The sequence below is a fragment of the Marinobacter sp. bablab_jr008 genome (assembly GCF_016464145.1).
GTDB classification, from domain to species: domain Bacteria; phylum Pseudomonadota; class Gammaproteobacteria; order Pseudomonadales; family Oleiphilaceae; genus Marinobacter; species Marinobacter nauticus.
Window position 1 is genome coordinate 24,226 of record NZ_JACDWW010000059.1, and the last position, 13,959, is coordinate 38,184.

The window sequence follows — 13,959 nt, forward strand, 5'->3', positions numbered from 1 at the left end:
ATTTGCCCAGGCAAAATGTCCGGAGGGCCTGGCCCAAATTCGTTTGAGCATGGTGCTGGTTTCCGGTAGCTTTCCCTTTTTTGAATCTACCGGTGCCCGCTCTCAGCCATGCAAGTCTCGCAAGCAAACCTGAACCTCAACTTTGACGCCAACAGCCTGCAACGAGGCAAGCGCTATTTCAGCCAGGGCCGGGTACAAAACCTGGTTCGTGAAACCGAAGGCATGAGCATACAGGTGCTGCGAGCGGAGGTTTCTGGCAGCCAGCGCCAGCTCTATATCACCGAGGTTCGGTTCGACCGCTACCTGCCCGGAAAAATAAACACCTTCTGCAGTTGCCCGGTGGGGTTCCGGTGTAAGCATGCGGCGGCCGTTATACTTCAGGCCAATTACGAAGCAGGCCTGAGTGCTGAAAAATACGAACCGGAAGCCGATACACGATACAAATACCCGACAGCGGAAACATGGCTGGAACAGGCGGCCTCAGTTTTCAGCTCGATTGACAACGCTTCCAACCCTGAGTGTCTGGCGTACCTGCTCCACATAGAGCCACACCGCAGCCAGCAGACCCTGTCAGTGAACAAGGTTCGGCGTCGTAAATCGGGAGAATATTCCAGTGGCTCCAAAACCACCGTGTGGAGCCGTACCAACCTTGAATACGATCGCCCGAAATACCTGCGAGAGAGCGATATAGCACCGCTCACATGGTTAAACGCACTGCCCACAGCATTTCGTGTTGCACCGGTTCTGGAGGGCACGACGGGCGCCTATTTTATTGAATCGGCGCTGAAAACCAGCCGCTTCTTTCTGGAATCCACTCGAAACCCGCCGCTTCAACTCGGAGAGACTCTAGAATCCGGCTTTGAGTGGATGCAGTTGCCAGATAAACAACACTGGCAACTGGTCAGCAAGGCGCTCCCGTCACACATTCGGCTGTTGAACACCTCGCCCGCCTACTATCTGGACGAGAAAGAGCTCCTGATCGGGCGGGTGGAGAACTCGCTGGATGCCCGCACAACCGCGCTTCTGCAACAGTGCCCTCCCTTGGCAGAAAGCCAGCTTCAGCAGGCGTTGCCAGATCTTGCGCCCATACTGGAAAAAGCCGGCGCCGTTCTGCCGGAATCTTTCCATGTGCCCTCCATGGTGCAGGCAGCACCCCAGCCGATACTGCAGCTGTACAGCCTTCAGCATCCCGCCCCCGGGGCACTGCCACTACTAATGGCGAGGTTAATGTTCAGCTATGAAGGCCACCGGGTAGCGTTCTCGGAACAGGAACCCCGGGTTCTGGTTGATGGCGACAATGGCCCGTTGCTGGTCATTCGGGATGAGGATGCGGAAATCGAATGGCTACATCGTGATTTGCCCGATTTCAAAATGGCGGGAACAATGACCGATCATCTCGAAGCAGACATGGTTAACGCGCTACCGTATGGCAGCTTTCTCGATTTCACCTTGCCAACCCGTAACCACTGGCTGGATTTCATTGCCTTCGATTTACCGCGACTGGATGCAGGTGGCTGGCAAATTGAAATGGACGAGAGTTTTGATGTACCTGTTATTGAAATAGACCAGCTGCACGGCAGCCTGAAGCCGGATGAAGAATCACCCGGCTGGTTTGATGTAGAAGTGGGCATTGACTACAACGGCACACAGATTGACCTGATTCCGCTACTACAACAGGCCCTGGTTTATCTCGACCTCAACAATGACAGTGACGATGCCTTGCCTGAAACCCTCTGGCTCCATAACGGCGACGCCCTTATCCGGGTTGTTTCAGACCGCATCCGACCATTGGCCCGAACCCTGTTGAGCCTGTTAGGGAAAGAACGTGGCGGCAAACTAAGGCTGCCGAAACTGGATGCAGCACAGGTAATGGGTGATCTGGCGGCAGACTGGCAAAGCAACGCAGAATTGCGCAACCTCAGTGAAAAACTCACGTCCTTTCAGGCACTAAACCATGTTCCAATTCCCTCAGAGGTTCGGGCAGAGCTGCGCCACTACCAGCAAGATGGCCTGAACTGGCTGATGTTCCTGCGAGAATTCGGGCTCGGTGGCGTTCTTGCCGACGATATGGGCCTGGGCAAGACCCTGCAAACCCTAGCCTGTATTCAGGCCGAAAAAGCCGCAGGTCGGCTTTCCGCGCCTGCTCTGGTGGTATGCCCGACCACGCTTATTGCCAACTGGGAGGCAGAAGCCGAGAAATTCACCCCGGGACTGAAACGCCTGGTGATCCATGGCCAACGTCGTAAACCATTCTTCGACATGGTAGCGGAGGCCGATCTGGTGATCACCAGCTACCCACTCCTGCACCGGGATCTGGAACAGCACCAGAACCAGTCATACAGCCTGGCTTTTTTCGACGAGGCCCAACACCTGAAAAACCCGGCAGCCGTGACGTCCAAAGCGGCTCGCCGCCTGCCAGCCGAAAACCGCATCGCACTTACCGGCACACCAATGGAAAACCACCTCGGGGAGCTATGGGCCCTGTTTGATCTTATTCTGCCGGGCTACCTGGCAGACCAGAAAATCTTCCGCGAACACTACCGAAAACCTATTGAAGAACAGGGCAATCAGAGCCGTTATGCGGAGCTGAGCCGCCGGGTGCGACCATTTATGCTGAGGCGCACGAAAGATCAGGTAACCCCCGAATTGCCGGAAAAAACCGAGATCGTGCGTCACGTTGAGCTGAATCGCCAGCAGAAAGATCTGTATGAGACCATCCGCGCCACCATGGATAAGCGCATTCGCAAATTGCTTGCCGAAAAGGGCGCAGCAAGAAGCCAGATAGAAATACTGGATGCGCTCCTGAAACTCAGGCAAATCTGCTGCCATCCCGCTCTGCTTAACCCGGAAGAAACCGCCGGTTCGGCCAAACTCGACGCTTTAATGGAGATGTTGGAACAACTGCTGGATGAAGGACGCAAGGTCATCATCTTCTCTCAGTTCACCAGCATGCTGGCACTGATCGAAACCACTTTGAAGGCGGCAGGCATAGGCTATGAAAAACTCACCGGCCAAACCAGAGACCGCGCCACACCGGTTAAACGGTTTCAGAATGGCGAGAGCCCGGTCTTCCTAATCAGCCTGAAAGCCGGTGGTACCGGCCTGAACCTGACCGCCGCGGACTGCGTTATTCACTATGATCCGTGGTGGAATCCCGCAGCCGAACAACAAGCCACAGACCGCGCCTGGCGCATCGGGCAGGACAAACCTGTCTTCGTGTACCGTCTGATTACCGAAGGCACGGTAGAAGAGCGAATTCAGGCACTACAGGCAAGGAAGAGCCAGCTTGCAGACGGTCTGTACGGCAAAGCTGATGCCTTCAGCTCGGCCATTACCGCCGACGATATTTCCGTCCTATTCGAGAAATAAAAGGGGTCAGCCCCCCCGAACATTCGCCAACGCCAAATGTCTTTAGGTCTGACCCCACTTACATATAGGGAATCAGGGATTCGCCATAGAGATGTAAGTCCTCCAGTATCTGCTGCTTCTTGGGCGTCAGCTCCGTATCAGCCGCCAATCGCTGTAGCTCCTGACCATAGGCCTCCAGTGAGCGCCACCCCTTTTTCGGCTGCATCAACCGTTCGGTACGAAACTGCTCCCAGCGCTCCATTTCCTCGCCAATCAGGGTATCCGGATAGTTGCGGGCACGGTAACGGAACAGCATCTCTGGCAGGCGCGCGTCTTCAAACCTCACTTCCTGCTCGGCCAGGGTATCCACGGGTTGGGTCAGCAACCAGTTGAGTTTCTCCCGGTCGGCTTTGCTGATAAAACCGCCAGCGTAAAGTTGCTCGTCGGGATCAGTCAGGTGGCTGCCCTGAAAATCCTGTTCGAATGCCTGGGCAATACGAGCAGGAAGATCCGGGGCTTTGCGCAATTTGGCCAGGTTGGCCCGAAGCACATCACCATCTAACTCCAGCTCGGCCAACCGCTCTTGTGACAGCGTGGAGAGCATGGTCGCCGGCGCCAATACAGGGCATTTGTTCAGTTGCACACCTTTCAGCGGAAACCGGCTAACGCCCTCCCCCAGTTCCGCCTGAGACGTAAATACCCGCTCACGGATCTCTTCTACCGAGGCGTTAATCAGCGCCTCCGGGTCTTCCCGAAGATCGTAAACGATCACCTGGTTCTTATTGCTCAGGCTCTCTGCCAACGGCGCCACCAGCGCACAACAGCCCCTTGCTGCCGGGTACTTGGCGGAAATATGAAACACCGGCTTCATAGCGGCGGTATCCAGCATTTGCCGCACGGAATGTTTGTCTTTGTTGTTTAAAACGAAATCGAACAGCTTGGGCTGTTTTTCCTTGATCAGCTTTGCCACGGCAATAGTGGCCAGCACATCGGACATGGCATCGTGGGCAGCCTCATGAGCAATGCCATTGGCTACTGTCAGCTCTTCCAGCCTGAAACTCGGGCTGCCATCTTCTTTGCGGGGCCAGTTGATACCTTCGGGCCGCAAAGCATAAGTCAGCCGCACCATATCAATAATGTCCCAGCGGGAATTGCCGTTCTGCCATTCCCGGGCATAGGGATCCCGGAGATTACGGTAAAGCGTATGGCGGGTGACTTCATCATCAAAACGCAGGCTGTTATAGCCTACGGCGCAGGTGCCAGGCTGACTGAAAGCCGCGTTAATCTGGGCGATAAACTCCGCTTCCGGAAATCCGTCCTCCAGCGCTTTCTGAGGAGTAATACCGGTAATCAGGCAGGCTTCAGGAGAAGGCAGGTAATCGTCGGCTGGCTTGCAATAGATCACCAGCGGGTCTTCGATGATATTCAGATCCGCATCGGTGCGCACACCCGCAAACTGGGAGGGCCGGTCATGAACCGGGTCTACGCCAAAGGTTTCGTAATCGTGCCAGTAGAAAGAGCGGATCAAAGGAAGACTCCTGCAACCGAAGTAAAGTCAGACGCAGGAGTTTAACAAACTTACGCGGCACTTTGCCGAGCATTACCCGTCAACATCGCCTCGATGCTCAGGTGATAGTCCAACGCCTCCCACTCAATGCCCGTACCATCGCAGATGAAATGATACTGACGCACCTCCGCAATAGAGGCTGCCTCCAACTCAGGGTACCAATGCACAGGCGTGGAGATTACGCGGCCGTCTTCCAACTCCACGTGCAAGTGACGGTCGTCAATATGAACGGATTTACCCTTGAAACCAGGCATTCCACCTCTCCAGAAAATCAGATTGATGACGCTCAACGATCTTAAGGCACTCCCTCAATTCCTGATTCTTGAGGGTGCTGTATTTTACCGCGAAAGTCGACAACTCAATCTTAGCCCATCGTTCACCTCGGAGCACATGAACATGGGCGGGCGGATGGTCATTGGCGTAGAAAAAGAACTTGAAACCATTGAGCAGCAGTAGTGTCGGCATCCTTGCCTTTCGACCCTTCTATGCTTTGCTAGCCACCACAATTAGAACAGCTTGGTACCCATATCCGACTGATGGGTGCGCAGGCGGTCGACACCTCCACCCGTCAATTGACTCAAATCTACCGTCATATTCGTTGGCAGGTTAATAAATACACCTTTCCCTACACTGATGGTGTTGGCACCATCCAGTGTCTGCCAAGCGACATTATCATCGCGCTGTAAACCGATAAAAAACCCATCGGTAAAGGCAACCTCGCCTTCGGCGGAGCCTTCCTCGCCTACGATAACGGACCGCAGGTTGGTCAGTGGTGCGCAGTTTACACCCGAAATACAGGTCATCGTTTCACTGCCATTGGGCGCAATACCAATATGGGACGCCCGATAATTAGTGGCCGTCTCTCCTTCCCCGGCAAACAACGCGGTATCGTATATGGTGCCCGACACATCTTCCCGAACCTTAAGCCCGGAAATATTACCGCTGAAACTGGTGGTGTTAGACGACACCGAACCCCGAGCTTGCTGAAACCCCATGCGGAACCCGGCAAGACCGGCGGCATCTTCCGCCAGTTCGATGTAGGGCATGCGTGCTTCGAAAGGAATTTCCTCGCCGGCGTTGTAGGTTTTGCCGTTGAAAACCTCGCCATCGTTACGGGCGATGTGACCAAGGGCCAGGTGGGTGGCAGAGAAATCCGTGCCGCCATTGATCTGGCCGGCCTGAATATCGTCAATATTCACACGGGTCTCTACATCCATGGTCAGCGTCATGCGCGTGAACTCATGGTTCTGGCCGGGGATGTTTTCAATCTGCATAAAGGCCTGCCCGGTTACCTCACCCATCGCATTATCTGAAATGGGCTCCAGTTCTGCCTGGGAAACGGGCGAAATACCCAGGCAGAGCATGGCAAGGGCAGCGCATCCGTACGCTTGCGTTGTCATAGATTGTGTCTCTGATTGTTTTAGTGAGTCAGTTTCGACACCCGACTCCATGCCTGCCCGCTGGTTTTATTATTTCGGTGCTGGCATGCGGCCCGTTATTCTTTGTAACAAACTGTTTCTTTTTGACCGCAACACGACTATATCCGACCGAGGCTCGTATATTGAGTGAGGTACATCACATTCATTCATTACGTGGCCGTCATTTGTTGTTCAAGCTTGATGTTCGTCACAGGACTAAACTAACTTAGGAACCAACATGTAGCTTAGCGAACTTGTAATGTAGCCCGCATATACACAACGCTTGAGATTGGTATACTTACACCCTTTCGTTAAAGGCCCCAAACGGCACTCCATGACCACCAGAATATTGATCTGCGACGACTCTGCACTGGCGCGCAAACAAATGGCCAAAGCTCTGCCACCCGGCCTGGCAGACGACATCCTCTTCGCCGGAGATGGCAAGGAGGCGCTAACCATACTTCGCGATCAGAAAGCCGAGCTGTTATTTCTGGACCTGAACATGCCGGAACTCGACGGCTACCAGGTGCTGGAACACATCCGCTCAGAGGATCTTCCAGTTCTGACCATCGTGGTCTCGGGCGACATTCAGCCGGAAGCCCGGGAACGTGTGCGCAAACTGGGCGCCATCGATTTCATCAAGAAGCCAACCGACACCGGCGTTGTCTCCCGACTACTCGAAGAGTACGGCTTCTATCGCCCTTCCGAGCTTGAAGACACTGCCCTGAAAGACGCCAGCCTGCACAGTCGAGAAGCAGCAGTCCCGGAAATCTCAGTGAGCCTGAGCGACTACCTGCAGGAGATCTCCAACGTGGCTATGGGCCGGTCCTCAGATCTGCTGGCCCGGCTGCTAAAGGTGTTTGTCAAACAACCTATCCCCAAAGTCGCGTTTATCGCCAACTCTGAGCTGCACATGGCGATATCGGCTGCGCAACGAGCAGAAGACTATTCAGCCGTTTGCCAGGGCTTTACCGGCGCCGGTATCGCAGGTGAGGCACTGCTGCTGTTTGAAGACGCCAGTTTCCGGGAAATGGCCGAACTGCTTCACTATGACGTGCTGGAAGGCGAATCCGTGAACGTGGAAGTGCTCATGGATATGTCGAGCATCTTGTTTGGCGCGTTCATCAATGGTATTGGCGATCAACTCGACCTGAAGCTGGGCCTGGGTCATCCGACCGTTCTCGGCCAGCACCGCCCGGTTAACGAACTGTTGGATCATCACAGCAAGCGGGAAGAACAGCTGCTGTGTATTGAGATCAGCTATGCTCTGGAAAACCGGGATATCCGATGCAACATGCTGATCCTGCTAACCGAGGACTCCATCCCATTCCTTGAAAAACGCCTCGCGTATCTGGTGGATTAACTATGGCCTTTAATCAGGACGCCAACGAATTCCATTGGTTGATGGACATGCTCGAATCCGTTGAGGTGGGACTGGTGGTGCTGGACCTGGATTTCCACGTCCAGGCATGGAACGGCTTCATGGAACACCACAGTGGCATTACCGCCAGCCAGATTCGGGACAAGGTTTTGTTCGAAGCCTTTCCGGACATCCCGGAAGCCTGGCTTACCCGAAAGGTAGACGCCGTCGCCATGCTGAACACCCGGGCTTTTACTTCCTGGGAACAGCGCCCTTACCTGTTCAAGTTCCGGAATACACGTCCGATCACGGGCACGGAAGAATACATGTTCCAGAACCTGACCATCAGCCCGATCACCGCTCCGAACGGTGAGGTGGAGAAGGTGTGCCTGCTGATCTACGACGTAACCGAATTCGCCAGCAGCAAACGGGCCCTGGAACGTGCAAACGAACAGCTGGCGAAACTCAGCATGACAGACCGGCTAACGGGGCTGCTGAACCGGGGCACCTGGGAAAACCTGGTGGATGCGGAATATGAACGTTTCCGGCGCTATGGCCAGGCCACAAGCCTGGTGATGTTCGATATCGACCACTTCAAACCGGTGAATGACACCTACGGCCACCTGGCCGGAGACGAGGTGATTCGCCATACCGCCGAAGTCACTCGCAATAACATCCGGCAATCGGACAGCGCCGGCCGTTATGGTGGTGAAGAGTTTGGGATTATCCTGCCGGAAACCGATGCCGAGAGTGCCCGGATTATTTGCGAGCGCATTCGTGAGGCTATAGAGAAAAGTACCGTTAGCACCAGCGCCGGGGATATTCAATACACGGTAAGCATGGGCATCGCGCAACTAACGGAAACGCCCGAGAACTATATGCAGTGGATGCAGAAGGCAGATGAGGCTTTGTATAAAGCCAAGGAAAGCGGGCGGAACAAAGTCGTAGTCAGTTAATATCCCCCTCCCTCTATTGAGAGAGAGGGGAATAGGCAGTTAATCCTGCTGCCAGCTCTGTACCGCTTCCTTACCGTGCTTTTCACGCCACTCATTCAGAGTCTTGTGATTACCACCGCGGGTTTTTACCACTTCACCGGTGTGCGGGTTTTTATAGGTTTTCAGCGGACGCTTGGCACGGGTACCGGTTGAAGTCTCGGCCTTGGCGCCAGCGATAGAAGGATCAATAGCAGACAGAATCTGCAGAACGTCCTTCGGTGATTTGTCATACTCTTTCATCAAATCACGAACTTTGTTTTCGAATTCCAGTTCGCTTTTCAGTGCCTGGTCCTTTTCGAGCTTCTCCAGCTCGGCGGCCAGCTTCTCCATCAGCTGTTTCTTCTGGTAATAATCATTAATCTTTGCCATGGAAATAAAACCTTTTATCGTGGGGTTTTAAATACTGATTAAATATGACCGAGAGTCGAAACAAATAATAATAGAGAAACCAAAGCAAGGCAAAACAAATTACTTAAATCGACTTAATAAAAAAGCCGACACATTGGCCGGCTTCATAGTTCACATTAAGATCAGAGGCGTAAATCCGCCTGCCCTAACGGCAACACACCCTTCAAATCAAATAAAACGCCGTTGCTATTGGTATAAGCACGCAGTTGCTCCGCTGAAAGAGCGGCATATTCGCGGTGCGGTACCGCAAGAAATACCGCATCATATTCACCGGCTTTCGGTTCCGGGACCAGAGAAATACCGTACTCATGTTCGGCTTCTTCATTATTGGCCCAGCAATCGGTGACATCCACCTGACAACCGAAATCCTTTAACTCATTAACCACATCAATAACGCGGGTATTACGCAAATCCGGACAGTTTTCCTTGAACGTTAGCCCCATGACCAATACACGCGAATTGGCAATGGTATGCCCCCTCTTGATCATCGCCTTAACCAGTTCGGCGGCTGCGTATGGCCCCATATTGTCGTTCACACGGCGGCCAGCAAGAATAATCTCAGGATGATAACCAATGGCCTGGGCCTTATGGGTGAGGTAATACGGATCAACACCAATACAATGCCCGCCGACCAATCCGGGTTTGAACGGCAGGAAATTCCATTTAGTGCCAGCAGCGGCCAACACTTCATGGGTATCGATCCCAATGCGGGCAAAAATCATCGACAGCTCATTCATCAGCGCAATATTCAAATCCCGCTGAGTATTTTCAATGACCTTTGCCGCTTCCGCTACCTTGATGGAACTGGCCTTATGGGTTCCCGCAGTAATGATGCCGGCGTAAAGATCATTTACCTCATCCGCAATCTCGGGCGTGGAGCCGGAGGTCACCTTCATAATGGTGGTAACGCGGTGTTCCTTATCGCCCGGGTTGATACGCTCCGGACTGTAACCGGCAAAGAAATCCTGATTGAACCTGAGGCCGGACATCTTTTCCAGAACCGGCACACAGACTTCTTCAGTGGCACCGGGGAACACCGTGGATTCATAAACAACGATGTCACCCCTCTTGAGGACTTTACCCACACTCTCACTGGCCTTTACCAACGGGGTAAGGTCTGGCGATTTGTATTCGTCAATCGGGGTTGGCACCGTTACGATATAGATATGGCAATCGGCAATGCCATCCAGCGAATCCGTGAAGGACAAATACCTGGAAGTAGCCAGCTCTTCGGAGGACACCTCACGGGTGAAATCTACTCCGTCCTTGAGTTCAGCGATTCGCTTGGTGTTGATATCAAAACCAACCACCTCTCGCTTCTCGCCAAATGCAGCCGCCAATGGTAAGCCCACGTAACCAAGGCCGATTACCGCAATCCTTTTCATATATTCTCCTGCCTTAAATAAGGTCTAAGCGCTTGGGCGAACGGTCGCATGATCAGCGCATGCTCACCCCGTTATCCTACTGGAATCAGAATATCAGAATCCGGCGCCATTGCCTCCAACGCCAGCTTAAAAGCGCGCTTGGCACCCGAATCGCCATGGACAACGCGAATTTCGGCGGGCGTCTCAGGAATACCTGCAATGAACCGAAGCAAATCATCTTGCCCGGCGTGAGCAGAATAACCACCGACTGTGTGAACGCGAGCCGAAATGCCATATCGTTCTCCGTCCAGCTCCACCCATCCACCACGCGGCCCGTAAGTCAGAATATCCCGCCCTGGCGTTCCAGCCGCCTGATACCCCACAAAAACCACGTCATTTCGGACATCGCCCAGCATCGCCTTGAGATAATTCACCACCCTTCCACCAGCGCACATACCAGACCCCGCAATAACCACGCAGGGACGATGAGTACGAGCCAAATACTCAACCGCATTCAAATGGTCCTCGTGGGAATTGATTACCGTGAGCTGCTCAAACGACAGAGGATGCCGGCCGGCACTGGCAAGTTCTCGGGCCTCATCATCCCAAAATGGCTTGAGATCCCGATAGATTCGGGTGAATTCAGCGGCCAGCGGGGAATCCACAACAATTTCCAGATCCTGCCATCGGAGTGGTCCAGAGGAGCCTTCTGCACTCGACTGCAAAATCTCAGTCTCCCCAAACTCGGCAATCAGTGCTTCGATCTCATAAAGCAGATCCTGGGTGCGACCGATACTGAATGCCGGAATCAGCACCGTACCGCCGTCTTCCAGGGCATGCTCAAGAACCGATTTCAATCGATAGCGGCGGCTCTCCCGGTCTTCGTGGTTCTTATCGCCGTATGTGCTTTCGATGATCAGGCGATCAGCCTTCTCAGGTGATAACGGCTCGGGCAGGAGTGGTGCATGACTCGCGCCAAGATCCCCGCTGAAAACAATACGTTCGTTGCGATGGCCATCGTGGAGCTCGCATTCCACATAGGCAGAACCGAGAATATGCCCGGCCCTCTGCAACCTGATTCTCAGTGCAGCATCGCCCTCAGAAACCAGCTCATGCCACTGGCCATAGGGCAGCGGCACCAGTTGGCTACGTATACGGTCCAAAACCCGGGTAATCAAAGCCCGATCCCGGGTAAAGCCGATCTTCAGCGCATCCTCGAGGATTTCCGGCAGCATAATGGCAGAGGGTTCAGAGCAGACAATGGGCCCCTCAAATCCAGCTGCCAGAAGATAGGGAATCCGCCCAACGTGATCAATATGGACGTGAGTGACCACAAGTGCGCGGATATGATCAATGGGGAAGTCTATCGCCAGCTCCGTGGCGGAAGAGGCCGCGCCTTTCTCCTTCCCCTGGAAAAGACCGCAATCAATCAGAATACCAAAGTCCGAGACCTGGAGCTCATGGCAGGAGCCAGTGACGCCATTCACAGCACCGTGGTGTTTTATCTCAATCATTCAACAATCCTTGTTGATGTCTCTGGCGGAACGCTTCCATGCAGTCAGCTCAAGCGAAGGACTTTGCCATCTTTATCGTGGTGTTCAGGAATTGCCGCCCCGGTTTTACACCAAACCAGATCAGCCACATCACCGTTAGGCGCATAGGCCGTTCGGGCTTCTATTAAAATATTCAATGCGGCTTTACAGTCAAAGCTCTGGCTGGCTCTTGTGAGTCGCCCCAGATACTCCTCAACTTCATCCCATGTCAATGACACTTCGCGCGCCATCAATATTCTTGGGTGAGCCGTACCCTGGGGGTTATCGCCTATCAACAATTCCTCGAAAAGCTTTTCCCCCGGCCGTAACCCGGTATAGACAATCTCAATATCGCCGCCCGGAGATTCTGAAGTTTTCTCTTCAAGCCCCATCAAGTGGATCATCTTACGGGCAAGGTCGGCTATTCTTACCGGCTCTCCCATATCCAACACGTAAACCTCTCCCCCCTGCCCCATGCTACCAGCCTGCAGCACCAACTGGCTGGCTTCCGGAATGGTCATGAAGTAGCGGATGATATCCGGGTGCGTAACGGTGACTGGCCCACCATCACGAATCTGGTCTCGAAAAAGAGGTACCACAGACCCAGACGACCCCAGCACGTTCCCGAAACGAACCATAGAAAAAACAGTCTGGCTCTGGCGTTGCGACAAGCCCTGCAGCACAAGCTCTGCCATACGCTTGGTCGCACCCATCACATTGGTTGGGCGAACGGCCTTATCTGTTGAGATCAACACAAATCGCTCGACACCTGCTGCTATGGCCGCTTCGGCCGTATGCCAGGTACCAAACACATTATTCTGTATGCCTTCGATGACGTTATGCTCTACCAAAGGCACGTGCTTGTATGCAGCCGCATGATAGAGCGCTTGCACACCAAAAGCCTTCAAAACGGCCTCACACCGCCTTCTATGGGTCACACTTCCAAGAATCGCGTGTATGGTCACATCAAGATTTTCGATCTGACTGATCGACCGAAGTTCTCGCTCAATGGAGTACAGTGAAAACTCAGATTGTTCAAACAGAACCAACATTCTGGGCTTGTGCCGGATAATCTGTCGACACAACTCAGAGCCGATGGAACCACCGGCGCCGGTTACCATCACCGATTTTCCGTAAAGGCTCTCAGATACAATTGCCGTATCAGGCCGAACAGGATCACGCCCCAATAGGTCCTCAATCTCCAAATCCCTGATGTCGTTAATTCGTGCCTGACCGGCAACGAGTTCGGACATAGACGGAACTGTCTGAACCGGAATGGACAATTTTTCCAAAGACGCGAGTAACTGCTTCCTGTTTACTGGTATCGCATCCTCTAGAGCCAGTAACGCCCGGGATGCATCAAGCTCCCTTACAGCCTTGTCCAGATGTTCAACCGAATAGACCGGTAATCCACCGATAACCGAGCGGTGATTCCCTTTGAGCAATGAAACAAATCCAACCGGCCGATACTCAACACCCTGCGCGAGAGCGGAAGCCAACTGCATGCCCTTTGCGCCAGCTCCTACAATTAAAACGCTATTCTTTGCCTTTTCTCGTGGGCGTCTCACAACAGACCTGATCGTGAAACGCGTCCCGGCCACAAGCAGAAACGCAAAGGCTCCATATATGACTGGAACAGAACGCGGAACCAGAGCTTGAAATAGAAAACCACAGACAATCAATGACACACTGGAGAAAGCAACACCAATGATAATGGCCAGAAAAGCGTGCTCGCTAAGATAACGGATAACCGCTCGATACAGACCCAACTTAACAAAGGCGCCAATGGTAACGAAGACCGTAGCCAAAGAAACTGCCAGTTGTTTGCTGTCTGGCAACCAGGTACTTGATTCAAATCTAAGTGCAAACGCACCCCAAATAGCGACCGATAATAAGACAAAATCGACTACCACAGATACAGAACGCTTCTGGGGCCGAGACCAATTCAACACAGCTTCAATGATTCT

The 13,959-nt window shown here is 53.4% G+C and carries 11 protein-coding genes; 3 read left to right on the forward strand and 8 right to left on the reverse strand.

Going from position 1 to position 13,959, the window contains the following annotated elements:
- The first annotated feature begins 108 nt into the window (after positions 1-108).
- Positions 109-3,369 (forward strand): DEAD/DEAH box helicase, encoded by a 3,261-nt coding sequence (locus JIF53_RS08735; protein WP_199452283.1) that lies wholly within the window; start codon positions 109-111, stop codon positions 3,367-3,369.
- Between the two features lie 58 nt (positions 3,370-3,427).
- Here JIF53_RS08735 and sbcB read toward each other — a convergent pair whose 3' ends face one another.
- From sbcB to JIF53_RS08755, 4 genes are read right to left on the reverse strand one after another with little or no spacing between them, the layout of a single operon-like run.
- Positions 3,428-4,876, reverse strand: coding sequence for an exodeoxyribonuclease I (gene sbcB / locus JIF53_RS08740; protein WP_199452284.1), 1,449 nt, complete (start codon positions 4,874-4,876; stop codon positions 3,428-3,430).
- A gap of 50 nt (positions 4,877-4,926) precedes the next feature.
- The gene (locus JIF53_RS08745; protein ID WP_011786049.1) at positions 4,927-5,169 is read right to left on the reverse strand and encodes a DUF2442 domain-containing protein; all 243 of its coding nucleotides are present in this window, start codon (positions 5,167-5,169) and stop codon (positions 4,927-4,929) included.
- Positions 5,150-5,380 (reverse strand): DUF4160 domain-containing protein, encoded by a 231-nt coding sequence (locus JIF53_RS19785; protein ID WP_011786050.1) that lies wholly within the window; start codon positions 5,378-5,380, stop codon positions 5,150-5,152. Before JIF53_RS19785 ends, JIF53_RS08745 begins: the two co-directional genes overlap by 20 nt.
- Positions 5,381-5,421: 41 nt before the next feature.
- Positions 5,422-6,315 carry a DUF6160 family protein gene (locus JIF53_RS08755; RefSeq protein WP_228285515.1) on the reverse strand — a complete coding sequence of 298 codons (894 nt, stop codon included), beginning with the start codon at positions 6,313-6,315 and terminating at the stop codon, positions 5,422-5,424.
- 352 nt (positions 6,316-6,667) lie between these two features.
- Here JIF53_RS08755 and JIF53_RS08760 point away from each other — a divergent pair, with 352 nt between their 5' ends.
- Both JIF53_RS08760 and JIF53_RS08765 read left to right on the forward strand, forming a co-directional pair.
- A complete protein-coding gene (locus tag JIF53_RS08760; RefSeq protein WP_141067267.1) occupies positions 6,668-7,696 on the forward strand; it encodes a response regulator in 1,029 nt (342 codons plus the stop codon).
- A 2-nt stretch (positions 7,697-7,698) separates the two neighbouring features.
- Positions 7,699-8,649, forward strand: a complete 951-nt coding sequence (locus JIF53_RS08765; protein WP_141067266.1) for a GGDEF domain-containing protein — start codon at positions 7,699-7,701, stop codon at positions 8,647-8,649.
- A gap of 39 nt (positions 8,650-8,688) precedes the next feature.
- Here JIF53_RS08765 and JIF53_RS08770 read toward each other — a convergent pair whose 3' ends face one another.
- From JIF53_RS08770 to JIF53_RS08785, 4 genes are all read right to left on the reverse strand, one after another.
- On the reverse strand, positions 8,689-9,057 hold the full coding sequence (locus tag JIF53_RS08770; RefSeq protein WP_113880620.1) for a histone-like nucleoid-structuring protein, MvaT/MvaU family: 369 nt from the start codon (positions 9,055-9,057) through the stop codon (positions 8,689-8,691).
- Positions 9,058-9,218: 161 nt separating this feature from the next.
- On the reverse strand, positions 9,219-10,481 hold the full coding sequence (gene tviB / locus JIF53_RS08775; RefSeq protein WP_199452286.1) for a Vi polysaccharide biosynthesis UDP-N-acetylglucosamine C-6 dehydrogenase TviB: 1,263 nt from the start codon (positions 10,479-10,481) through the stop codon (positions 9,219-9,221).
- Between the two features lie 71 nt (positions 10,482-10,552).
- Complete coding sequence (locus JIF53_RS08780) at positions 10,553-11,974, reverse strand: MBL fold metallo-hydrolase (RefSeq protein ID WP_199452287.1); 1,422 nt, start codon at positions 11,972-11,974, stop codon at positions 10,553-10,555.
- Between the two features lie 44 nt (positions 11,975-12,018).
- Positions 12,019-13,956 carry a polysaccharide biosynthesis protein gene (locus JIF53_RS08785; RefSeq protein ID WP_394131294.1) on the reverse strand — a complete coding sequence of 646 codons (1,938 nt, stop codon included), beginning with the start codon at positions 13,954-13,956 and terminating at the stop codon, positions 12,019-12,021.
- Positions 13,957-13,959 lie beyond the last annotated feature (3 nt).